Origin of the sequence: Chryseobacterium sp. MEBOG07 (genome assembly GCF_021869745.1) — a bacterium.
Taxonomy (GTDB): Bacteria; Bacteroidota; Bacteroidia; order Flavobacteriales; family Weeksellaceae; genus Chryseobacterium; species Chryseobacterium viscerum.
In genome coordinates this window covers 4839353-4864008 of record NZ_CP084579.1, presented here as the reverse complement: position 1 = coordinate 4864008, position 24656 = coordinate 4839353, and the positions used below count along the sequence as shown (strand labels likewise).

Here is a 24656-nt window from a genome sequence, read left to right as displayed (position 1 = left end):
CTGTGGCATTTTCAATTGTATTTGTATTAAAATATAATAGAATTGAAAACAGAACTAAACTATATTAATCTTTCGTATCAAACTTATTCCCAAAAGGAATATCATATCTCATTAAGCTATCAGCTTTTTGGGAAAGATCTGTTTACAGCACCCATCATTCTAATCAACCATGCTCTTACCGGAAACTCAAATGTATCGGGAGAAAAAGGATGGTGGAAACAATTGGTGGGAGAAAATCAGCTTGTTGATACCGATCAATATACTGTTCTGTGTTTCAATATACCCGGAAACGGTTATGACGATTTTTTAATTGAAGACTATGAAGACTTTACACCTTCAGATATCGCAGCGATATTTCTGAAAGGACTTGAAGCTTTACATATCAAAAATATATATGCCATTATTGGAGGCTCTCTTGGAGGGGGAATTGCATGGGAAATGCTTGCTAAGCAGCCGGATCTTGCAGAAATATTTATCCCCATAGCCTGTGATTACAGAACACACGACTGGCTTCATGCTCAATGTCTGGTTCAAAAGTTTTTATTGAATGATAAAGATGAACCATTACAGAAAGCAAGAATTCATGCGATGCTCTGTTATAGAACTCCACAATCACTCAACGATAGATTTCAAAACCAATATAATCAGGACAAACAACGCCTGGAATCAGAAGACTGGCTGGTTTATCATGGTAATGCATTAAACGAAAGGTTTAGTTTAAAGGCATACAAACTGATGAACCATCTCTTGATGAATATTAATACTGATGAAAAAGCACTGGAGAAGATCGAAGCACGAATGCACATGATCTCCGTAGATACAGACTTATTCTTCCCGGCTTCTGAAATCCGAATGTGTTTTGAAAACTTAAAAGAGAAAAATAAGGATGTTTCTTATCACGAGATCCAATCTATACACGGGCATGACGCCTTCCTAATGGAATATCAACAATTAAATAATATCATAAAAAACATTTTATAGAAGTAATGAAAAATGCTAACGAAATAAAATTTTTGAAGAACAGATCAATCATCAAATTTGAAGGAGAAGATTTCCTGGGAGAAATCGGGATTGACGGAAGAATTTTTAAAGCGCTTACTTTAGCGCGCATCAGTGTAGGAGTAATCTCTCAACAGGCCATAGAAAACGGAATTTCTATTTTGGTTCAGGAAATTGATGCAGAAAAAGCAGTCGCTTGTCTTATTGATGAGTTCGAAGCAGAAAGAAAATCTGGAAAAGTTTCTCAAATCTATAGTATCAATAATGTTTCTGTGATCGGTTTTGTAGCAGAAGATTTCAATAAAGTCTTTGCCGAACTGGCAAGAAACAATGTTTTCCCATTATTGCTGAATCAGGTAGCCGGAGAAAACAGAGTTAATATCGTAGTGACTTCTTCACAGGATGAAAAAACAAAAAACATCATAGAATCTGAAATTTTCAAAAAACCAAAGACAGTTCATCTGGCAATCATTGGTCACGGAAATGTAGGAAAGACATTGATACAACAAGTCTTGGAATCTGCAGAAGAAATTAAAAAACGTAAAAAAATAGACCTTAGAGTAGTTGCGGTAGCCAATTCAAAGAAAATTGCCTTCAACAAAAAAGGATTTGATGCCAATTGGGGTGATGAGGTTTTGACAGCAGAACATCCATCGAATGTAGAAGAACTGATCAATTTCTCTAATGAAAATCAACTGGAGAACCTGATTGTTGTGGATAACACAGCGAGTAAGGATTTTGTGAAGAACTACCATGCTTTAGCAGAAAACGGATTTGATCTGGTTTCTTCCAACAAAATTTTCAATACCCTTCCAATTGAAGAGTACAGAAAACTAAGATATACGTTGAGTAAAAACAACAGACGTTATCTGTATGAAACTAATGTTGGTGCAGGTTTACCGTTAATTGATACCATAAAATTATTACACCTTTCAGGAGAAAATATCACAAGAATCAAAGGAGTATTCTCAGGAACACTGAGCTATGTATTCAATAATTTTTCTTTGAGAGATGATAAATTTTCAGCAATTGTCAACGAAGCTTTGGAAAAAGGCTATACAGAACCGGATCCGAGAGAAGACTTATCCGGAAATGATGTAGCAAGAAAACTATTGATTTTAGCAAGAGAACTAGACCTGATCAATGAGTTCGGTGATATTAATATCCAAAACCTTGTTCCGGAAAGCTTACTTGAAGTTTCAAAATCAGAATTTCTTTCAAGATTGGATGAACTGGATGAAGAATACCAGAAAATTAAAGAAAATCAGGAGCCTGGCCATGTGTTGAGATATGTGGGTGACTTACATGGTGACTTGCAGAAAGATAAAGGTGAATTGGATGTGAAATTGATTTCAGTTCCTGCAACTTCAGCATTAGGACAGTTAAAAGGTTCCGATTCTATCTTTGAAATTTATACAGAAAGCTATGGAGAAAATCCAATCGTGATTATGGGAGCCGGAGCCGGAGCACAAGTAACAGCTAGAGGAGTATTCGGAGATATTTTAAGAGTAAGTGAAACTAAATAATATTTAATGTAACAATCTACCAATTTGGCAGTGTAACCATAACGGCAATTGTCCTTCTGAGCATAGCGAAGAATCTGATGGCTACACTGTGAAATTGACCAATTAAAACTATATGGAAAATTTTGAAACATCAGCAATAAGAACCCAGACTGAAAGATCTCAGTTTGATGAACATTCCACGCCATTATATCTTACCTCCAGCTTTATATTTCAGGATGCAGAAGATATGAGAGCAAGCTTTGCAGAAGAAAAACCTAAAAATCTATACAGCCGTTTCTCTAATCCGAATGTGACAGAGTTTACAGATAAGATTGCTAAGATGGAAGGTGCAGAAGCCGGATATGCCTTTGCAACAGGAATGGCAGCCATCTATTCTACATTTGCTGCACTCTTGAATGCCGGAGATCATATTGTAAGCTGTCAGTCTGTATTCGGATCTACACATACTTTGTTTACCAAGTATTTCCCGAAATGGAATATTGAAACTTCTTATTTCAAAGCGGAAGATGCTCAGAATGTTGAAAAATATATTCAACCCAATACAAAGATATTATACCTTGAAACGCCTACCAATCCAGCGATTGAAATCCTGGATCTTGAGTTTTTCGGACAGATTGCAAAAAAGCATAATCTTATTTTCATTGTAGATAATTGTTTTGCAACACCTTACCTTCAACAGCCAATCAAATATGGTGCAGATGTTGTTGTACATTCAGCTACGAAATTGATTGACGGACAGGGAAGAGTACTAGGGGGAATAGCAGTAGGAAAAGAAGACCTGATCAGAGAAATTTATCTTTTCGCAAGAAATACAGGACCTGCATTGTCTCCTTTTAATGCCTGGGTGTTATCAAAAAGCCTGGAAACATTGGCAATTCGTGTAGAAAAACACTGTGAAAACGCATTGAAGGTAGCTGAGTTTTTAGAAAGCCATCCTAATGTTGAACTGGTAAAATATCCCTTCCTGAAATCCCATCCAAGTTATGAAGTAGCCAAAAAGCAGATGAAGCTTGGAGGAAATATCGTAGCATTTGAAATAAAAGGAGGAATAGAAGGAGGAAGAAACTTCTTAGATAAGATACAAATGTGCTCGCTATCCGCCAACTTAGGTGATACAAGAACGATCGTTACCCATCCGGCATCCACTACCCACTCTAAACTGTCAGAAGAAGAGAGAAATGAAGTAGGAATTACAGCAGGACTAGTTCGTTGCTCTGTAGGATTGGAAAATGTAGAAGATATCATTGCAGATCTGAAACAGGCTTTAGATTAGTTAATCGTTGACAGTTTATAAAGAGCCAAATGGATAGAAACTACACAGAATTAGCAATTTGGAGGGAAGGAAGAAAGTTGGTTAATCTAGCTTATATCATTACTACAAGTTTTCCTAAAGAAGAATTATTGGCTTTAACGAGTCAAATAAGAAGAATGGCAACTTCAGTTTCGTTCAATATAACGGAAGGAAGTAGAAGACAGGCTCATGAAGATACTTTACAGTTTCTACATATTGCCGGGAAATCTCTTTATAAACTGGAAACTCAATTCCATTTTGCTGCAGATCAACACTATATTTCTAAAGAAGATTTTGAAATAATCAATAACAAAATCCTCTTATGTAAAAAACTGGTCAGCGGATTTATAAACTATAAATTGATAGAAAATGAAAAATTCAGAACAATTATATAAAGCTTTATCCGAAAGAATCTTAATTCTTGACGGTGCGATGGGAACGATGCTTCAGAGATACAAGTTTGAAGAGGAAGATTACCGTGGAGAACGTTTCAAAGACTGGGAGCATCCTGTAAAAGGAAATAATGACCTGCTTTCTCTTACACAGCCCCAAGCCATTGAAGAGGTTCACAAGAAATATCTGGAAGCCGGAGCTGACATTATTGAAACCAACACGTTTTCAGGAACTACGATTGCTATGGCAGATTATCACATGGAAGATTTGGTATATGATCTGAACTATGAGTCTGCAAAGATTGCCAGAAAAGCCTGTGACGAATACACCGCACAAAATCCTGATAAGCCGAGATTCGTAGCTGGATCTATCGGACCTACCAACAGAACGGCAAGCTTAAGCCCGGATGTTAACGATCCCGGATACAGAGCTATTACTTTTGAAGAATTGAGAGTGGCTTATAGGCAGCAGTGTGAAGCTTTGTTGGATGGAGGTTCAGATATCCTTTTGGTAGAAACCATCTTTGATACACTGAATGCGAAAGCTGCATTATTTGCTATTGACGAATTACAGGATGAAAGAGGAATAAAAATTCCGATCATGGTTTCAGGAACCATTACAGATGCTTCAGGAAGAACATTGAGTGGGCAGACGGCAGAAGCTTTTCTGATCTCTGTTTCCCACCTGAATTTATTAAGTGTAGGTTTCAACTGTGCATTGGGAGCAGATCAGCTGACTCCTTACCTTGAAACTCTGGCTCATAATTCAGAATTCTATGTTTCAGCTTATCCGAATGCCGGTTTACCAAATGCTTTCGGAAAATATGATGAAACTCCTGAAGATATGGCCAGACAGATCAAAGAATATGTGGAAAAAGGATTGATCAATATTATCGGGGGATGCTGCGGTACGACTCCCGAACATATTAAAGCGATAGCTGATCTTGTCGAGCAATATCCGCCAAGGAAAGCGGGGAATTTGCTAAAGAACATTATTTAGCATGCAAGAAATTTCCTGTGATTACAGCTTTTAAGCAACCACAGGAATTGATTGAGGCAGAATACCATAATGCCTACTATATTTTAGAAAAATAAAATGAAGTATTTAAGATTATCAGGCCTAGAGCCTCTTATCATAACTCCGGAGAGTAATTTCATCAATGTTGGTGAAAGGACTAACGTTGCGGGTTCCAAAAAGTTTTTAAGACTGATTAAGGAGGAGAAATTCTCTGAAGCATTAGATATTGCCCGTCATCAGGTAGAAGGAGGTGCCCAGATTCTGGATGTCAACTTCGATGATGGATTGATCGATGGAAAAGCATCCATGGTCAAATTCCTGAACTTAATTGCCTCCGAACCGGATATTGCAAGAATTCCAATCATGGTAGACTCTTCCAAATGGGAAATCTTGGAAGCAGGTCTTCAGGTAGCTCAGGGAAAATGTGTGGTGAATTCGATCAGCTTAAAAGAAGGTGAGGAAGAATTTATAAAACATGCCAAAGCCATAAAAAGATATGGGGCAGCAGTCATTGTCATGGCATTTGATGAGGTAGGGCAGGCTGACAGTTTTGAACGCAGAGTTGAAATTTCAAAACGTTCTTATGATATCTTAGTCAATCAGCTTGGCTTTCCGGCAGAAGATATCATTTTCGACTTAAATATCTTTCCTGTAGCAACGGGAATGGATGAGCACAGAAGAAATGCCATCGACTTTATTGAAGCTACGCGCTGGGTAAGACAAAATCTTCCTTATGCATCCGTGAGTGGGGGAGTGAGCAATGTTTCCTTCTCTTTCCGTGGAAATGATACCGTGAGAGAAGCTATGCATTCCGTATTCCTTTACCACGCTATTCAGGCAGGGATGAACATTGGTATTGTAAACCCGGCGATGCTGGAGGTTTATGATGAAATCAATAAGGAATTACTAGGACTTGTAGAAGACGTAATACTTGATAAAAGAGAAGATGCTACAGAAAGACTTCTCGACTATTCGGAAAAACATAAATCGGTCAAAAAAGAGAAGACCGAAGACTTGGAGTGGAGAAACAATCCATTACAGGAAAGAATTACCTATGCATTGGTAAAAGGTATCGACCGTTTTATTGAAGAAGATGTAGAAGAAGCAAGACAATTAGCAGCAAGACCGCTTCATGTTATAGAAATTAATCTAATGACAGGAATGGGGGTTGTAGGAGATCTATTCGGAAGCGGAAAAATGTTCCTTCCACAAGTTGTAAAGTCTGCAAGGGTAATGAAAAAAGCTGTGGCTTATTTGCAACCTTATATAGAAGCTGAAAAAGACGGGGCAAGGCCGGCTAATGGAAAAATCTTAATGGCCACTGTAAAAGGAGATGTTCATGATATCGGTAAAAATATTGTGAGTGTCGTTCTGGGTTGTAACAACTATGAAATCGTTGACCTTGGAGTGATGGTTCCGGCCGAAAAAATCATTCAAACGGCTATTGCAGAAAAAGTAGACGTTATTGGATTAAGCGGATTGATCACACCAAGTTTAGATGAAATGGTATATATCGCATCTGAATTGGAAAGACAAAATTTAGATTTTCCTTTATTGATCGGAGGCGCTACCACTTCAAAGGCACATACCGCAGTAAAAATCGATTTAAAATATAAAAATGCTGTCGTTCACGTGAATGATGCTTCAAGAGCTGTAAACGTCGTAAGCTCATTATTGGGTGACAGAAATAAAGAATATGTTTCGGATTTAAAGAATGACTATTCCGATTTCAGAGAAAAGTTCCTGAACAGACAAGTGGATAAAGATTATGTTTCTATTGAAGAAGCAAGAGAAAACCATTTTAAAATTGATTGGGAAAACGAAGATATTTTCACTCCGAATACTATAGGAATAAAAGTAATTGAAAATCAGGATCTGCGGGAGCTTCTTCCTTTCATTGACTGGTCACCGTTTTTCAGAAGCTGGGATCTACACGGAAAATATCCAAATATTTTGGAAGATGAGGTGGTAGGTGCTCAGGCTAAAGAATTATTCAAAGATGCTCAGGTTATTCTAAAGAGAATTCTGGATGAGAAACTGTTGACCGCAAAAGCGATCTTCGGAATCTTCAAAGCCAATTCCAATGAGTCCGATGATATCTTGATTTTTGATGAAAATAATAAAGAACAGGCTAAGTTTCTAACCTTAAGACAGCAGGCTCAAAGATCAAAAGGAAAAGAATATCTGGCTTTAAGTGATTTTATTGCTCCTCAAAGCTCTGGAAAAACCGATTACGTGGGAGCATTTTGTGTAACAACAGGTTTTGGGACCGATGAATTGTCCAATGAATATGAAAAGGCTAATGATGACTACAATTCTATCATGGTAAAAGCTTTGGCAGACCGTTTTGCAGAAGCCTACGCCGAATTTTTACATAAAAAAGTCAGAACAGAATATTGGGGATATGCGAATCAGGAAAGCTTAAGCAATGAAGAATTAATTGCGGAAAAATACAAAGGAGTCCGTCCGGCACCAGGATATCCCGCTTGCCCTGACCACCTGGAGAAGAAAACAATCTGGGATCTTTTAAAAGTAGAAGAGAATACGGGCGTTTTCCTTACAGAAAGCCTTGCCATGTTTCCAACAGCATCTGTTTCCGGATATTATTTCGGAAGTCCGCATGCCAAATATTTCGGATTAGGAAAAATTACAGAAGACCAGCTTAAAGATTACGCCGCCAGAAGAGGTTGTAGTCTCCAGGAAGCGAGAAAATGGTTGTCACCAAATTTAGCAGATTAAAATTAAAATGAAGATAACAGAACACATTAAAAAGGCAAATGGAAAAACATTGTTCTCCTTAGAAGTTGTTCCGCCGCAGAAAGGAATCGGGATTGAAGATCTCTATACCAATATAGATCCTTTGATGGAATTCAAGCCGCCTTTTATTGACGTTACCACATCCAGAGAAGAATATATCTATCTGGACAAAGGAAATGGGCTCATGGAACGTCGTATTACAAGAATGCGTCCCGGAACATTGGGAATCTGTGCTGCTATTCAACATAAATATAATGTAGATACTGTTCCACATTTGCTTTGCGGAGGGTTCACGAAAGAAGAAACAGAATATCTTTTGGTAGACTGTATGTACCTAGGGATAGACAATGTAATGGCTTTAAGAGGTGATGCGATGAAAGGGCATCAGTATTTTGAGCCTACTCAGGGAGGGCACGCAAGTGCAATGGATCTTGTGAATCAGATTAATAACCTGGGAAGAGGAAAATATCTTCATAACGAAGAGCAGATTTGTGATGAGCTTAATAAATTCTGTATCGGTGTTGCAGGATACCCGGAGAAACATATGGAAGCCCCTTCCATGAATTATGATCTGAAGTGGCTGAAACAAAAAGTAGATGCCGGAGCAGATTATATCGTTACCCAAATGTTTTATGACAATAAAAAGTATATAGAATTCGTTCAGAAAGCAAGAGAAATGGGAATTACAGTTCCTATCATTCCAGGGATAAAACCGATTGCAACAAAGAAGCATTTGAAAATTCTGCCACAGGTATTCAAAATAGACCTTCCCGAAGAACTGATCAATGCAGTGGAAAATGCAAAAAATAATGAAGCTGTGAAGCAGATCGGAATAGAATGGGCGATTACCCAATGCAAAGAACTTTTAGATTTTGGAGTTCCTGTTCTGCACTTTTACTCGATGGGGAAAAGTGATAATATCAAAAAAATAGCGGGTGAGCTATTCTAATAAAAGTACCAAAAATGAAGGAACCCCTGTGAATTTTCACAGGGGTTTATTTTTTATTGATTTAAGAACTTAACCAGTTTGATGAGGTCTGGTTCTTTATTTATTTTAATATTATTAGATTTCGCGAACTTTTCAATATCATCTTTTTTCGCCGGAAAAGCTTCCGCTATCTCTTTTACTTTCCTTGGGTTCTTAATATATCCTGACTCTGTTTTAATATAATAAACAGGATCCATTGCATTAAAGCTTGCAGGTCTGTCCGATTCGTATGAATTTCTGGCAGCAAAAGCCTTTTTAAATTCTGTTTTTACTTTTTTATAAAGTGTATTTTTACCATTAACCAGTTCAAAGAAATATCCTTTTAGATCATCGCCAGTGTCAAGCTTTACCAATGTTTCTTTTGTTCGGGTAAATTCAATTCTGGTAAAAGGGCTGTCCGGAACTAAAGAATAAGTTTCTTCATCCTTCTTGAACTCAACTTCATCAAAATATGTATTATAACGTGCTACAGCAGATTCTGCTCTGTCAGCAACAATAAATTTAGCGGGTGAAAATACTTTGTCATAGTAAGGAGTGCCCTGTATGTCATCATAGCTGATTCCCTTACTGTTTGAATCTCCATTCTGATAAAAGGTGTGATTCAGTAATCGTGATCCGTCATAACTCAATGTCGTCATCTGCTGTGCAGAAAGAGGAATGAAGGATACTAATAAGATACTGATAATGATTTTTCTCATTGTATATGGTTTTATTTAGTTTACTAAGAAATTACTTTCAAAAGTACAAATATTCCATTAAAATAAATGAAAAGAAAGAATTGTTCTTTAATTATAAATCCTGGTGTCTCTCAAACTCTTTATTCCTGTCAAACAAATACCGGTAGGTAGCCAGCTTTCTGGTAACAGTAGTATCCAAAGTTTCTGCAATCTTGATCATTTTAGGATTAAAATCGCCAATCCACTGCAGTTCTGTAATCTTGAAATCTGTATGTTTTCTCAAATGCTGAGTTCCTTCCCAGATCATATACCCATCAATCCCTTTCTTTTGCCATTCCGGAACAACACCGAAGACAAGCCCAACCATTTTCTCATTCTTTTTGAATCTTTTTAAGAACAAAAATTTAAGCTTTTCAAAAATGCCGAATCTTCCATTCAAATATTTAAACCACTGGTTGAGGTCCGGAATGTTGATCCACATAGAAATAGGGTTTTCATTTTCATATACAAACCAGGAAATATGCTCATTGATAATAGGTTTCATCGTATTGAACATTTTCAAAACCTTAGCTTCTTCCAGATGTTTCCCTTCTCCATGGCAAGCCCATGCCTTATTATAAACTTCAGTAAAATCTTTTGCAAACTTGGCCAGATTATTCTTTTTCATAGGTCGGGCCGAAATAGCAGGATTTCTTCTGTTTTTTTCATGAGCAATCGTGAAAATTCTTGAAACTTCGGCAAAAACAGGTCTGGTAAAACAAAGCTGTTCAAAGTAAATCTGAAACCCATAATTCTCAAAAAGATCTTTGTAATAGGGAAGGTTGTAATTCATTCCAAACAAAGGTTCAATAAAACCCTCAATTAAAAGTCCCCAGAATTTATCCCGTTCCCCGAAATTAATAGGGCCGTCCATCGCTTCCATTCCTTTTTCCTGAAGCCAGTTTTTACAATGATCAAAAATAAAATTGGCAGTTTCCCGATCATTGATACAGTCGAAAAAACCAATTCCTCCTGTAGGTTGCTTTTGTTCATAGAGGGTATTGATAAAAACGGCTACTTTACCAACCGTTTTATCATTCCTTTTAAACAGAAATCTTTTGCACTCCCCATTTTTAAAGAATTTATTCTTTTCAGGATCGAAAATCTCTTCAATATACTTATCTAAAGGTCGGATGTAATTTTTGTCGTGTTGATAAATTTTTGCTGGGAATTCAAGAAATTCCCTTTTATGGAGTTGGTTTTGTACTTCTTCGACAATAATCATAGGCTTTTTAATCAGAAATGGCTATAAAAGATAATGTTTTTCATCATATTTGAAATAGAGAAATAGATATTATCCGTATTTTTGCTGCAAATTAAATAAAAATGGTTGATTTTACTGATAACGACGATGATATTTTCACTGGAAAAGAACATACGCCTATAAGGAAAGATGCTTTTGATAAATCGCCACAGGAAAAAATAGAAAAAATTACTGAGCTTTTTGGCGAGATTATGGAAACACTAGGAATGGATATGACAGATGATTCTCTGAAAGATTCTCCCAAACGTGTTGCCAAAATGTATGTGAACGAGATTTTCGGAGGACTTCTTCCGGAAAATAAGCCAGGAATTTCCACTTTCTCCAATAAATATAAATACCGCCAGATGCTGGTGGAAAAAGATATCACCGTATATTCTTTTTGTGAACACCACTTCTTACCTATCATAGGAAGAGCACACGTTGCTTATATTTCCAATGGGGAAGTGATCGGCCTTTCAAAAATTAACAGGATTGTTGATTATTATGCGAAAAGACCACAGGTTCAGGAAAGGCTTACCATGCAGATTGTAGATGCTTTGAAAGAAGCATTGGGAACAAAAGACGTAGCGTGTATCATTGATGCAAAACACCTTTGTGTAAACTGCCGTGGAATTAAAGATACGGCAAGTTCTACAATTACTGCAGAATTAAGTGGTATTTTCAGAACAAACCCTATTACAAGACAAGAATTCTTACATTATGTAGGAAGTCATGCGAAACTGGATTATTAGACAATGAACTACCAAATTCTTAAGAATATTATTGATGCCGAACTTCAGAGATTTCAAAATATCACTGAAGAAGAATGGTCATATAGAATTTCATCAGAAAAATGGTCTAAAAAAGAAATTATTGGCCATCTTTGTGACAGCGCTTTTACAAATATCCGTAGATTTGTTGTCACTCAATATAAAGAGAACGAAAATATTGTATACGATCAGAATTTTTGGGTAAAAGCTCAGGACTACCATAATGTTCCGACTGTGGATCTTATTGATCTGTGGAAGTCGCTGAACTATCAGATTGTTCATATAGTTGAAAATATCCCGGATGAAGCATTACAAAGAACCTGCGATACTACCAAAACGGAGCCTCGGGTTTTTACACTGGAATTCATTATCAATGATTATGTAGACCATTTGCAGCATCATTTAAAAGCGATTTAATTATGATAAAATTTAAAAAAGTTTCCGATAAAATTTTCATCGCAACAATTATTTGTTGTGACAGAATTATTTTTTAACTAATTTTTGAATCTTTAAAACTATTAAATCTTTTAACTTAAAAATAAATGCAATTAAAAATATATAACTCCCTTACAGCGGAAAAAGAAATATTCAAACCTATTTTAGAAGGAAATATCGGAATGTATGTCTGCGGACCTACAGTGTACAGCAATGTGCATTTGGGAAATGTAAGAACTTTCCTTTCTTTCGATTTTATTTACCGCACCCTGATGCATTTGGGGTATAAAGTAAGATATGTAAGAAATATCACCGATGCAGGCCACCTTACCGATGATGGAAATGTAGAGAATGACAGATTCGTAAAACAAACCAGACTTGAAAAGCTGGAGCCTATGGAAATTGTACAAAAATATACAGTAGATTTCCATAAAGTACTGGAGATGTTCAACCTTTTGCCTCCCAATATTGAACCTACAGCTACCGGTCATATCGTTGAGCAGATCGAACTGACTCAAAAGCTGATTGAAAGAGGCTTCGCCTACGAAAGCAATGGTTCGGTATACTTTGATGTATTAGAATACAATAGAAGAGGATTGAACTATGGTGAACTTTCAAAACGTAATATAGAAGAGCTTTTTGCTAATACCAGAGATCTTGATGGTCAAGGTGAAAAGAAAAATCCACAGGACTTTGCATTGTGGAAAAAAGCATCGCCGGCTCACATCATGAGATGGAATTCTCCTTGGGGAGAAGGATTCCCGGGATGGCATCTTGAATGTACTGCGATGAGTACGAAATACTTAGGTGAAACATTTGATATCCATGGAGGAGGGATGGACCTTAAATTCCCTCACCACGAATGTGAAATTGCACAGGGGAAAGCTTGCAATGACGCAGCACCGGTAAACTACTGGATGCATGCTAATATGCTGACAATGAACTCTCAGCGTATGAGTAAGTCTACAGGAAACTATATTCTTCCAATGCAGCTGGTTACAGGTGATAATGACTTCTTTGAAAAACCTTTCCATCCGACAATTGTACGTTTCTGCTTCCTGCAGGCACATTACAGAAGTGTTTTGGATATTTCAAACGATGCCATGATTGCCAGCGAAAAAGGATTCATTAGGTTGATGGAAGCTGTCAAAGTATTGAATTCTGTCACTCCAGACGATGCAAAACAGTCTGGCTTCAACTTGAAAGAGTGGAAGAACAAAGCATATGAGGCTTTAACAGATGATTTCAACTCTCCAATCCTGATCGCTCACCTATTTGAGGCTGTGAAATATATCTTTGCCTTAAATGATGACAAAGAGACAATCTCTACACAAGACCTGGAAGATTTAAAAACAACATTGAATGCTCTTATATTTGATGTCTTAGGTCTACAGGCTATAGAAGAAAATAATAATGAAAAGCTAGATCAGACTTTGAAAGTCCTTATCGAGCTTAGAAATCAGGCAAGGAAATCTAAAAACTTTGATCTTTCAGATCAGATCAGAGACAAACTTCTTGCAGAAGGAATAGAATTAAAAGACGGAAGAGACGGAACATCCTATGTTCTGAACTAAAAATACAACTTCGTTTTAGAATCACCATTCCGTAGGAATCCCACATACTCAGGATTCTTACGGAATGTTTTTTTCTCCCCTTACAAGACCAAACCGTTCCTTAACTCTTCAATTCCTCAAACCTTCAAACTCTCCAACTTTCTTAGGAGCTATTCCTGCTATCCATTCCTACTCCTCGCTCCAGCGCTCTCCGCCCCTCCAGCCCAACCACTCTCCAACGCAAGCTGCGGGGTAACCATTGCTATCAGGGCTAGGGGAGGGAATTATAAATTATAAATGATGAATGATGATTTTCGGGTTTCGCGTTTTGGTTTTGAGGTTACAATTCCAGGTTTTAGGTTATGAATAGATGTCTTCTGTATCATCAACTTTCTCTCTTATATATTATACCATCATCCTCTGTGCAAATCCGCGCGATCTGTGGTTGATGATCCTATCAACAAGTAATCATTATCCTCTCCAGATAATCATCCAGGCATAAAAATTCAATAGAAACGGGTTTTAACCTATTTAATAAAAAGAAAACCTCCTTTTTGGCTTTAGCCGAAACTTAAATAAAGAATATTTGTTTTTAAAAGAGCCTCTTCTATTATATATAGGTATACCTTCCATTATACATTATACATTTATCCCATCCTCAACCCCTCTCAAAACACTCTCCGACCCTCCAACGCTCCCACTTGTCCTCTCCCTCCGGATCTTCCAAACAAATGTTTAAAATTTTTCTCTCTGCCTTCCAGCAGTTTAGGGCTTAATATTAATAAAAGGTAAAATTTATGTTAAATAAAGTTGCGTGGTGTGTAGTAAGTATCTATCTTTGCCCCACTGAAAAACGAAAGACATTCAGTAGCGCAGAGAAGCTTTTAGATAAGCAGAAACAATAAGAAACTTCAAAAGGGAAGAGCAAAAAAAACTTCAACATTTTTATTTAAAAAGTTGCGAGTTGAAATAAAGTTCTTATCTTTGCAGTCCCAATTAAGGGAGCGCAGGAGTGGAAGATTAGGTGATGAGAAGAGGGATTAAGGTTACTTAAAAAACTTTAAAATTTTCTTCAAAAACATTTGGTCAAATAGAAATAAAGTTTTACTTTTGCACTCGCAAATACGGAGCAACACTGACAGAGAAGATTGCATCGTTAAAAAGCGAAAGATATAAAGATCATTGACATACAATATAACAACCAAGTAAGGAAAAACTAAAGCGTCAAAACTTTGAGTGAGTCAGACAAACATACAATGGAGAGTTTGATCCTGGCTCAGGATGAACGCTAGCGGGAGGCCTAACACATGCAAGCCGAGCGGTAGAGATTCTTCGGAATCTTGAGAGCGGCGTACGGGTGCGGAACACGTGTGCAACCTGCCTTTATCTGGGGGATAGCCTTTCGAAAGGAAGATTAATACCCCATAATATATTGACTGGCATCAGTTGATATTGAAAACTCCGGTGGATAGAGATGGGCACGCGCAAGATTAGATAGTTGGTGAGGTAACGGCTCACCAAGTCTACGATCTTTAGGGGGCCTGAGAGGGTGATCCCCCACACTGGTACTGAGACACGGACCAGACTCCTACGGGAGGCAGCAGTGAGGAATATTGGACAATGGGTGAGAGCCTGATCCAGCCATCCCGCGTGAAGGACGACGGCCCTATGGGTTGTAAACTTCTTTTGTATAGGGATAAACCTACTCTCGTGAGAGTAGCTGAAGGTACTATACGAATAAGCACCGGCTAACTCCGTGCCAGCAGCCGCGGTAATACGGAGGGTGCAAGCGTTATCCGGATTTATTGGGTTTAAAGGGTCCGTAGGCGGATCTGTAAGTCAGTGGTGAAATCTCACAGCTTAACTGTGAAACTGCCATTGATACTGCAGGTCTTGAGTGTTGTTGAAGTAGCTGGAATAAGTAGTGTAGCGGTGAAATGCATAGATATTACTTAGAACACCAATTGCGAAGGCAGGTTACTAAGCAACAACTGACGCTGATGGACGAAAGCGTGGGGAGCGAACAGGATTAGATACCCTGGTAGTCCACGCCGTAAACGATGCTAACTCGTTTTTGGGTCTTTAAGATTCAGAGACTAAGCGAAAGTGATAAGTTAGCCACCTGGGGAGTACGTTCGCAAGAATGAAACTCAAAGGAATTGACGGGGGCCCGCACAAGCGGTGGATTATGTGGTTTAATTCGATGATACGCGAGGAACCTTACCAAGGCTTAAATGGGAAATGACAGGTTTAGAAATAGACTTTTCTTCGGACATTTTTCAAGGTGCTGCATGGTTGTCGTCAGCTCGTGCCGTGAGGTGTTAGGTTAAGTCCTGCAACGAGCGCAACCCCTGTCACTAGTTGCCATCATTAAGTTGGGGACTCTAGTGAGACTGCCTACGCAAGTAGAGAGGAAGGTGGGGATGACGTCAAATCATCACGGCCCTTACGCCTTGGGCCACACACGTAATACAATGGCCAGTACAGAGGGCAGCTACACAGCGATGTGATGCAAATCTCGAAAGCTGGTCTCAGTTCGGATTGGAGTCTGCAACTCGACTCTATGAAGCTGGAATCGCTAGTAATCGCGCATCAGCCATGGCGCGGTGAATACGTTCCCGGGCCTTGTACACACCGCCCGTCAAGCCATGGAAGTCTGGGGTACCTGAAGTCGGTGACCGTAATAGGAGCTGCCTAGGGTAAAACAGGTAACTAGGGCTAAGTCGTAACAAGGTAGCCGTACCGGAAGGTGCGGCTGGAACATCTCATTTTAGAGCGTCTTTAGACGATAAACAAAATTAGTATCGCAAGATACATGTACTTACTTAAAGTATAGCTTTAGTTTTTTGTTTGGTTGGTTATATTAAAAATACAAAACCCACTAGAAATTAGTATAGGGAAGAGATTGAGAAATGGAGAGAGTACTTACTTATCCCCATTACTCATAAAAAGTCTCGTAGCTCAGCTGGTTAGAGCGCTACACTGATAATGTAGAGGTCGGCAGTTCGAGCCTGCCCGAGACTACTAATTATAGGGAATTATAGATTAAGAATTATAGATTTTAAATTACGACATTGCTGTTTCATTTAAAATTTATCATTTAAAATTTAAAATTTCTACTAGAGGGGGAATTAGCTCAGCTGGCTAGAGCGCCTGCCTTGCACGCAGGAGGTCAAGGGTTCGACTCCCTTATTCTCCACAGTTTTGGAAGACTGATTTAAAAGTTACGGATAGAGCCAAAAACAATATCTGTTCATCAGTTGGACAAGAAGACATTAAGATCATTGACATTAACGGTAAAGACATCACAAAGAGATAACCGAGCACTTTCGAGTGCCGAGTTTATAAAAATATCGATAAATTTTAATTTATCAAAAAATACTGAACTAATATAATTATTAGGAAAGAAATCGTTAAGGGCGTATGGCGGATGCCTAGGCTTTCAGAGGCGACGAAGGACGTGGTAAGCTGCGAAAAGCTGCGGGGATTGGCACACACGAATTGATCCGCAGATGTCCGAATGGGGCAACCCGGCTGGTTGAAGACCAGTCACCTCTTAGGAGGAGCAAACCCGGAGAACTGAAACATCTAAGTACCCGGAGGAAAAGAAATCGAAGAGATTCCGTAAGTAGTGGCGAGCGAAAGCGGATTAGCCCAAAAGCTAATATATGTTTAATAGAATGTTCTGGAAAGAACAGCCGTAGAGGGTGATAGCCCCGTAAATGAAAGGCATATTTGAGTGATAAATGAGTAGGGCGGGACACGTGAAATCCTGTCTGAATATGGGGGGACCATCCTCCAAGGCTAAATACTCCTGAAAGACCGATAGTGAACAAGTACTGTGAAGGAAAGGTGAAAAGCACTTCGAATAGAAGGGTGAAATAGAACCTGAAACCGTACGCCTACAAGCGGTCGGAGCACCTATATGGTGTGACGGCGTGCCTTTTGCATAATGAGCCTACGAGTTAATTTTACTAGCGAGGTTAAGGTATTAAGTACCGGAGCCGGAGCGAAAGCGAGTCTGAATAGGGCGTATAGTTAGTAGGATTAGACGCGAAACCTTGTGATCTACCCATGGGCAGGTTGAAGCTCTGGTAACACAGAGTGGAGGACCGAACCGGTTGACGTTGAAAAGTCTTCGGATGACCTGTGGGTAGGGGTGAAAGGCCAATCAAACTGGGAGATAGCTCGTACTCTCCGAAATGCATTTAGGTGCAGCGTCGTATATAAGTTTATTAGAGGTAGAGCTACTGATTGGATGCGGGGGTTTCACCACCTACCAATTCCTGACAAACTCCGAATGCTAATAAATGTTCTACGGCAGTGAGGGCATGGGTGCTAAGGTCCATGTCCGAGAGGGAAAGAACCCAGACCAACAGCTAAGGTCCCAAAATATATGTTAAGTTGAAGCAACGCGGTTGGACTGCATTGACAGCTAGGATGTTGGCTTGGAAGCAGCCATTCATTTAAAGAGTGCGTAACAGCTCACTAGTCGAGCGGTCCGGCATGGATAATAATCGGGCATAAACATATTACCGAAGCTATGGATTTATACCTTAGGGGTATATCTGGTAGGAGAGCATTCTATTTGCGCTGAAGCAGTACTGTGAGGTATTGTGGAGCGGATAGAAAAGAAAATGTAGGCATAAGTAACGATAAAGCGGGCGAGAAACCCGCTCACCGAAAGACTAAGGTTTCCTCAGCCATGCTAATCAGCTGAGGGTTAGTCGGGACCTAACGCGAACCCGAAAGGGGTAGTGGATGGACAATGGGTTAATATTCCCATACTTGCTCACACTAAAAAGGGGACGGAGTGCCGTACTTACTGGAGACTGACGGAATAGTCAAGGCCTAGCCTTCGGGCGAAGCTGCTGTAGGGAAAGTGCTTCCAAGAAAAGCCGAAGTGAAGCAACCCGTACCAAAACCGACACAGGTAGTCGAGGAGAGAATCCTAAGGTGCTAGAGTGAATCATGGTTAAGGAACTAGGCAAAATAGTCTCGTAACTTCGGGAGAAGAGACGCCATCAGCAATGGTGGCCGCAGTAAAGAGGCCCAGGCGACTGTTTATCAAAAACACAGGACTCTGCAAAATCGAAAGATGCAGTATAGGGTCTGACACCTGCCCGGTGCTGGAAGGTTAAGGAAGGTGCTTAGGGTTAAACCGAAGGCATTGACTGAAGCCCCAGTAAACGGCGGCCGTAACTATAACGGTCCTAAGGTAGCGAAATTCCTTGTCGGGTAAGTTCCGACCTGCACGAATGGTGTAACGATCTGGGCACTGTCTCAACCATGAGCTCTGTGAAATTGTAGTCTCGGTGAAGATGCCGAGTACCCGCAATGGGACGAAAAGACCCTGTGAACCTTTACTATAACTTCGTATTGACTTTGAGTAAGTAATGTGTAGGATAGGTGGGAGGCTTTGAAGCTTGCACGCTAGTGTAGGTGGAGCCAACGTTGAAATACCACCCTTTACTTACTTGGAGCCTAACTTCTTAATAGAAGGACATTGCGTGGTGGGTAGTTTGACTGGGGTGGTCGCCTCCAAAAGAGTAACGGAGGCTTTCAAAGGTACCCTCAGCACGCTTGGTAACCGTGCGTAGAGTGTAATGGCATAAGGGTGCTTGACTGTGAGACCAACAAGTCGATCAGGTGCGAAAGCAGGACATAGTGATCCGGTGGTTCCGTATGGAAGGGCCATCGCTCATAGGATAAAAGGTACTCCGGGGATAACAGGCTAGTCTCCCCCAAGAGCTCACATCGACGGGGAGGTTCGGCACCTCGATGTCGGCTCGTCACATCCTGGGGCTGGAGAAGGTCCCAAGGGTTGGGCTGTTCGCCCATTAAAGTGGCACGCGAGCTGGGTTCAGAACGTCGTGAGACAGTTCGGTCTCTATCTATTGCGGGCGTTAGATGTTTGAGAGGGCTTGATTCTAGTACGAGAGGACCGAATTGAACAAACCTCTGGTGTATCAGTTGTACCGCCAGGTGCACTGCTGAGTAGCTACGTTTGGAAGAGATAAGCACTGAAAGCATATAAGTGCGAAACTCGCCTCAAGATGAGACATCTTTTAAGGGTCGTTGGAGATGACGACGTTGATAGGCTATAGGTGTAAAGACAGTAATGTCATAGCCAAGTAGTACTAATTACCCGTAGATTTATAGCCTAATATGGCGCACGGAAGTGCAGCAAGGTTACCTCTTTGTGAAAGTTTTTATCGAAAATAAACCAGGTAGCAGATGTTAGCTATTAGGAAGCAGGGAAAACCTGTAACCTTTTACCTATAAGTTGCAACCTTATATACAACCTTTAGGGTGGTTTTAGCGGTGGGGCTCACCTGTTCCCATTCCGAACACAGAAGTTAAGCCCACCAGCGCCGATGGTACTGCTAACGCGGGAGAGTAGGCCGCCGCCAGTTTTTATTTTATTTTTAAAAAGTCCTTTATCATACGATAAAGGACTTTTTTGTTGTTATATACATACAGCATCGATATCTATATTAGACCTAAAACAAGGATCATAACTAGGATATTCAATCTTTAATTTACCCTCATTATTATTTATTTTCTTCAGTTAATAGGATTCCCCTATTATAAGTTTTGGCTAAAGCCAAATGGAAATGGAGTTTTTGACCAGAACGGGCTAAAGCCCGCTCCTATTGAATATCATAAATGGAGAATAATCAAAGCTGATCAATCGCAGCCGGAAACCTGAACCTCGAATCTCATAATTCATAACTTATAATTCATAATTCTCTTCCTTTTAGCCCCGATAGTAATGGTTACCCCGCAGCTTGAGTTGGAGAGTTGGTGGGGTTTGAGTGTAGGAGCGCGCTGGCGTAAGGAGTATGAATGGATAGCGGGATGAAGCTCCTGAAATAGCACAAGGTGTTCAATAGACTATTTGCTTATACAATCCTGTTTTACTCTACTTTATTCAAATAGTAGGGATTTCTTGTTTTTTAATTTGAAAATTATGTAACTTAGTAAAGTTAAAATAATTACGAATCTAAAAATATATAATATGAAAAAACATTTATTCCCTTTGTTTTTATTGCTATTAGGTGTGAATGCACAAGCACAGCAAGATATTTATGCAATAACAGGAAAAGAGACTCAAAGTATTAGTTTCAATGATTTCCGTACTATTGATGCTATAAATGGAACTTCAGGAGACAAAATTTTCACCACTGATTCTTCTGCAAAAGTATTTTCACAAACTAGAAGAGGGACAGTAGCTGAAGATAGAAATTCTTACAGCAATTCTCAGGCGGTAACTTTAGCAGCGCTGGCTTATGACTCATCTAATAACAGCCTTGTATATATGCCTATGTTTTCTTCTAATATCTATATTTTAAATCCTCAGACTAAAGAGATTACATTGGTAGAGAATAATGTTGCAAGAGTAACATCCTGTGATATCAATTCTCATATTACAAGAATGGCAACAGGATATAATGGAAATATTTATGCTGTTAATAACGCAGGGACACAATTTTTGGAAATCAGTAAGAAAAATGGACAGTATGTAGTAAATGATCTTGGAATTATTAAAGATGATACTTCTAACGGTAGAAATTCGTTTACTGCTATGGAAACTGGTTTTGGGGGAGATATGATCGCTGATGAAGAGAATAACTTCTACATTTTTGCTGCTTCAGGGAACGTTTTCAAAGTTCTGACAAAGGATCTAAAGGCAAAATTTGTTGGTAAAATCGCAGGTATTCCAGATAACTATTCTGTAAATGGAGCTGCTGTAAACAGTCAGGGGAAAGTAGTGGTAGCAAGTGCAAAAGGTGCTGCTCTGTATGAAGTAGATTTGCTGACTTTACAAGGTAAGCAGATCCCTGGAGAGCAGGGACTTCATATTTATGATTTGGCAAGTAAGTACTTTGTAAATGATAAAGCTTCTGCAGTCAATACACTGTCAAATCTGGATATTTATCCTACTAAAGTGGATGAGCATTTTATCAATGTTCATGTAAATAATAATATCAAAGGCAATATCAAGTTGAATATTTTTGATATGTCAGGTAAAAATGTAATGACTGAGAATTTGTCTATAAAAGAGAGTTCGTCTGATCAGAAGGTGTATCTTAAAGGATTGATAAGCGGTGCTTATATTGTAAATATCGTTGATGAATCTGGTAAAGTAATACTCAACAAGAAGATTCTTGTAACAAAATAATTGAACATACATTCAGTATATAAAGACCTTCTCTAATCATTTTGAGAAGGTTTTTTAATGATTATTTGATATTCAATAAGTTTTATTTTTCGATATTAAAATGTATTTTTATAAAAAAATATTGATGAAACTATACTTTAATGTAGGATATATTGTAAAGGCCGGAGAAAATTTACAGTTGGTAATTGGAGAAGATGGGGCTGCAGTACATATCCATACTATGTTTTATGCAGAGAATGGATTATGGAAATGTGAGGTAGATAATTTCTCAAAATCCGTTTCTTATCAATATCGTGTTGTAGATGAAAAAGGAAATGTACTAAGAGAAGAATTTGTTCCGCATCATCTTAGTTTTCCACATAACTATAAGGAATTTATTATTGTTGACGAATGGAATAATAAAAATTTCCCCGAGAATTATTTAAACAATAAAATCCTCTACAATAAGCTGCATGATTTTGTTCCTGAAAAAATAACTGTTTTAAAAAAACATACCCATTTATTCAGAATAGAAGCTCCTATTTATAATCCGGACTGGAGAGTCGTATTATTTGGAAGTACAGCATCTTTAGGAAATTGGGATTATGGAAAAGTGATTCATTTGAATCAGACAGATTTTGGAATGTGGGAAGCTTCTGTTGAAATTCCTGAAAATGAATTTATCCAGTTTAAATACTGTCTTTACGACACCAAAGAAAATAGAGTTATTGATGTAGAAACCGGAGAGAACAGATTTACGGTTGCTAATCCATTAACGGATGTCCTGCAGATTGTTTCCAATCATTATTTTAGATTTAAAGGATATCAGATGTATCACGACGCTGGTGTTGCTGTACCTGTATTTTCTTTGAGAAGCGAAGATGGATTCGGAGTAGGCGAATTTGCAGATATTAAAAAGCTAGCCGATTGGACGAAAGAAACCAACCTTGGCATTATCCAAATTCTTCCGATTAATGATACAACAGCCAATTATTCATGGACAGATTCTTACCCTTATGCGGCAGTATCTGTGTATGCTTTACATCCACAATATATCTCCATAGAAAAACTTGATTATTCTTTACCTAAAGAGTTAGTTGATGAATATGCGTCTGAAAAAGAGACTTTAAACGCTTTAGATCTGGTTGATTATGAAAAAATGATCGAAAGTAAGTGGAAATATCTGAGAGCAGTTTTCAATACGGAAAAAGATAAAATCTATAAGGACAGAAACTTTAAAAAGTTTATTAAAGATAATGAACATTGGCTTGTTCCTTACTCAGCATTCTGCGTATTAAGGGACAAATATAAAACGCCCAATTTCAATGATTGGAAGACTCACAAAAAATATATTGCAGGAAAAATATCGCAGTTCTTTACAACGAAAAATAAAGATTATGATATCTCAATGCTTCATGCGTGGGTACAATATCAATTACATGTACAGCTAAAAGATGCTGTTGATTATGCTCATAACCTGGGGATTTCGTTGAAGGGAGACCTTCCGATCGGAATTTACAGACACTCTGTGGAAGCTTGGACAGAGCCTGAATTATTTGGAATGGATTTCCAGGCCGGAGCTCCACCAGATCAGTTTACAGAATTGGGCCAAAACTGGGAATTCCCTACTTACAATTGGGAGGCGATGAAGGAAGACGGTTACAGATGGTGGATAAACAGGTTCAAAGCATTGGAGCAGTATTTTGATGCCATGAGGATTGATCATATTTTAGGGTTCTTCAGAATATGGAGAATGCCTATTTCTGCTGTACAGGGAATTTTGGGATACTTTTATCCGGCTGTTCCTATAGTAGCGGAGGAATTTAAAGCTTGGCAGATTCCATTTAATTTTGACAGGTATTGTAAACCTTTTATCAATAATAAGATCTTATGGGATCATTTTGGAAAAGACAGTGAGAAAGCTCTTGAGTTTATGAATCGCAATGATGATGGAACCTTTTCATTTAAAGAAGAATTTGATACCCAGAGAAAACTGGTTAATTTCTTTAAGAAAAAATCATACGGTCAGCTTGAAGAGCAACTAATTTCCTTATGTGCCAATGTTTTGTTTTTGACGGAGGAAAGAAATGGGAAGACGGTTTATCATCCTAGATTCAATGTGTACAACACAGAATCTTATAAATATCTTCCGGAGTCTGAACAGAAAAGTATTTATGACCTGTATCACGACTACTTCTTCAGAAGACAGGATCATTTATGGTTTGAAAAAGCCATGGAAAAACTTCCGGTAATCCTGAATGCTACCAAAATGCTGATCTGTGGAGAGGACCTTGGAATGGTTCCCGCCTGTGTACCGGAGGTAATGGACGAATTAGCAATTATAGCTCTGAAGGTACAGCGAATGCCTTCTGAAAATATTCCGTTCTATAATCCTAAGAATGCAAGCTATATGAATGTAGTTACAGCTTCTTCACACGACAGTTCAACTTTGAGGCAGTGGTGGAAAGAAGATTCTGTACTTACACAAAGATATTTCAATCAACAGCTGGTACAGTACGGAAAAGCACCGGCGGATCTTAATCCTCATCTTGCAGAGATTATTATGAAACAACATTTATATAATGATGCGATGCTGGCTATTTTCCCAATCCAGGAATTCCTTGCGACAGATCCGGAGCTTTCCAATAAAAAAATAGATAATGAAAGGATCAATAATCCTGCAGTTTTCCCTCATTATTGGCGCTACAGGATGCATATAAAGCTGGAAGACCTGAAAAATAAGGAATCTTTCAATAAAAAGATAGCCCATTGGATAAAAGACAGTGGAAGAGTGTAAATTTAAC

14 protein-coding genes, 2 tRNA genes and 3 rRNA genes are annotated in these 24656 nt (G+C 38.7%); 17 read left to right on the top strand and 2 right to left on the bottom strand.

Annotated features, from left to right (window positions below; translation table 11 throughout):
* Positions 1-42 precede the first annotated feature (42 nt).
* The 7 genes from LF886_RS24215 (at position 43) to metF (ending at position 8932) form a co-directional block, all read left to right on the top strand.
* On the top strand, positions 43-981 hold the full coding sequence (locus LF886_RS24215; RefSeq protein ID WP_236851883.1) for an alpha/beta fold hydrolase: 939 nt from the start codon (positions 43-45) through the stop codon (positions 979-981).
* 5 nt (positions 982-986) lie between these two features.
* On the top strand, positions 987-2525 hold the full coding sequence (locus LF886_RS24210) for an ACT domain-containing protein (RefSeq protein WP_236851882.1): 1539 nt from the start codon (positions 987-989) through the stop codon (positions 2523-2525).
* Positions 2526-2637: 112 nt separating this feature from the next.
* Positions 2638-3798: an O-succinylhomoserine sulfhydrylase gene (locus LF886_RS22390; protein ID WP_236851881.1), complete on the top strand. Its 1161-nt coding sequence runs from the start codon at positions 2638-2640 to the stop codon at positions 3796-3798.
* Between the two features lie 29 nt (positions 3799-3827).
* Positions 3828-4211 carry a four helix bundle protein gene (locus tag LF886_RS22385; protein ID WP_236851880.1) on the top strand — a complete coding sequence of 128 codons (384 nt, stop codon included), beginning with the start codon at positions 3828-3830 and terminating at the stop codon, positions 4209-4211.
* A complete protein-coding gene (locus tag LF886_RS22380; protein WP_236851879.1) occupies positions 4186-5208 on the top strand; it encodes a homocysteine S-methyltransferase family protein in 1023 nt (340 codons plus the stop codon). The genes LF886_RS22385 and LF886_RS22380 overlap by 26 nt, the downstream gene beginning before the upstream one ends.
* A gap of 96 nt (positions 5209-5304) precedes the next feature.
* The gene (gene metH / locus LF886_RS22375; RefSeq protein ID WP_236851875.1) at positions 5305-7965 is read left to right on the top strand and encodes a methionine synthase; all 2661 of its coding nucleotides are present in this window, start codon (positions 5305-5307) and stop codon (positions 7963-7965) included.
* A 7-nt stretch (positions 7966-7972) separates the two neighbouring features.
* Entirely contained in the window at positions 7973-8932 is a 960-nt protein-coding gene (gene metF / locus LF886_RS22370) for a methylenetetrahydrofolate reductase [NAD(P)H] (RefSeq protein WP_103232873.1), read from the top strand.
* 53 nt (positions 8933-8985) lie between these two features.
* On the opposite strand, the gene LF886_RS22365 is transcribed toward metF, so the two are convergent.
* Both LF886_RS22365 and LF886_RS22360 read right to left on the bottom strand, forming a co-directional pair.
* Complete coding sequence (locus LF886_RS22365) at positions 8986-9669, bottom strand: hypothetical protein (protein ID WP_236851873.1); 684 nt, start codon at positions 9667-9669, stop codon at positions 8986-8988.
* Positions 9670-9760: 91 nt separating this feature from the next.
* Positions 9761-10912, bottom strand: a complete 1152-nt coding sequence (locus LF886_RS22360; protein WP_236851871.1) for a hypothetical protein — start codon at positions 10910-10912, stop codon at positions 9761-9763.
* 101 nt (positions 10913-11013) lie between these two features.
* On the opposite strand from LF886_RS22360, the gene folE reads away from it, so the two are divergent.
* From folE to LF886_RS22310, 10 genes are all read left to right on the top strand, one after another.
* Positions 11014-11682 carry a GTP cyclohydrolase I FolE gene (gene folE / locus LF886_RS22355; protein ID WP_034725871.1) on the top strand — a complete coding sequence of 223 codons (669 nt, stop codon included), beginning with the start codon at positions 11014-11016 and terminating at the stop codon, positions 11680-11682.
* A 3-nt stretch (positions 11683-11685) separates the two neighbouring features.
* Positions 11686-12117, top strand: coding sequence for a DinB family protein (locus tag LF886_RS22350; protein WP_236851869.1), 432 nt, complete (start codon positions 11686-11688; stop codon positions 12115-12117).
* Positions 12118-12242: 125 nt separating this feature from the next.
* Entirely contained in the window at positions 12243-13709 is a 1467-nt protein-coding gene (gene cysS, locus LF886_RS22345) for a cysteine--tRNA ligase (protein ID WP_236851867.1), read from the top strand.
* A gap of 1232 nt (positions 13710-14941) precedes the next feature.
* Positions 14942-16459, top strand: a 16S ribosomal RNA gene (locus LF886_RS22340).
* A 179-nt stretch (positions 16460-16638) separates the two neighbouring features.
* Positions 16639-16712: transfer RNA gene (locus LF886_RS22335), tRNA-Ile, on the top strand.
* A 101-nt stretch (positions 16713-16813) separates the two neighbouring features.
* Positions 16814-16887: transfer RNA gene (locus tag LF886_RS22330), tRNA-Ala, on the top strand.
* Positions 16888-17091: 204 nt separating this feature from the next.
* Positions 17092-19852, top strand: a 23S ribosomal RNA gene (locus LF886_RS22325).
* A gap of 144 nt (positions 19853-19996) precedes the next feature.
* Positions 19997-20104 (top strand): 5S ribosomal RNA (rrf, locus tag LF886_RS22320).
* Together the 16S, 23S and 5S rRNA genes with 2 tRNA genes alongside form the textbook arrangement of a ribosomal RNA operon.
* A 605-nt stretch (positions 20105-20709) precedes the next feature.
* Entirely contained in the window at positions 20710-21873 is a 1164-nt protein-coding gene (locus LF886_RS22315) for a T9SS type A sorting domain-containing protein (RefSeq protein ID WP_236851866.1), read from the top strand.
* Between the two features lie 124 nt (positions 21874-21997).
* A complete protein-coding gene (locus LF886_RS22310) occupies positions 21998-24649 on the top strand; it encodes a 4-alpha-glucanotransferase (protein ID WP_236851864.1) in 2652 nt (883 codons plus the stop codon).
* Positions 24650-24656 lie beyond the last annotated feature (7 nt).

Coding starts and splice junctions, on each gene's coding strand:
- LF886_RS24210 (WP_236851882.1), top strand. CDS start 987: ATGAAAAATGCTAACGAAATAAAATTTTTGAAGAACAGATCAATCATC.
- LF886_RS22350 (WP_236851869.1), top strand. CDS start 11,686: ATGAACTACCAAATTCTTAAGAATATTATTGATGCCGAACTTCAGAGA.
- LF886_RS22315 (WP_236851866.1), top strand. CDS start 20,710: ATGAAAAAACATTTATTCCCTTTGTTTTTATTGCTATTAGGTGTGAAT.
- LF886_RS22365 (WP_236851873.1), bottom strand. CDS start 9,669: ATGAGAAAAATCATTATCAGTATCTTATTAGTATCCTTCATTCCTCTT.
- folE (WP_034725871.1), top strand. CDS start 11,014: ATGGTTGATTTTACTGATAACGACGATGATATTTTCACTGGAAAAGAA.
- LF886_RS22310 (WP_236851864.1), top strand. CDS start 21,998: ATGAAACTATACTTTAATGTAGGATATATTGTAAAGGCCGGAGAAAAT.
- LF886_RS22380 (WP_236851879.1), top strand. CDS start 4,186: ATGAAAAATTCAGAACAATTATATAAAGCTTTATCCGAAAGAATCTTA.
- metF (WP_103232873.1), top strand. CDS start 7,973: ATGAAGATAACAGAACACATTAAAAAGGCAAATGGAAAAACATTGTTC.
- LF886_RS22390 (WP_236851881.1), top strand. CDS start 2,638: ATGGAAAATTTTGAAACATCAGCAATAAGAACCCAGACTGAAAGATCT.
- metH (WP_236851875.1), top strand. CDS start 5,305: ATGAAGTATTTAAGATTATCAGGCCTAGAGCCTCTTATCATAACTCCG.
- LF886_RS22385 (WP_236851880.1), top strand. CDS start 3,828: ATGGATAGAAACTACACAGAATTAGCAATTTGGAGGGAAGGAAGAAAG.
- LF886_RS22360 (WP_236851871.1), bottom strand. CDS start 10,912: ATGATTATTGTCGAAGAAGTACAAAACCAACTCCATAAAAGGGAATTT.
- cysS (WP_236851867.1), top strand. CDS start 12,243: ATGCAATTAAAAATATATAACTCCCTTACAGCGGAAAAAGAAATATTC.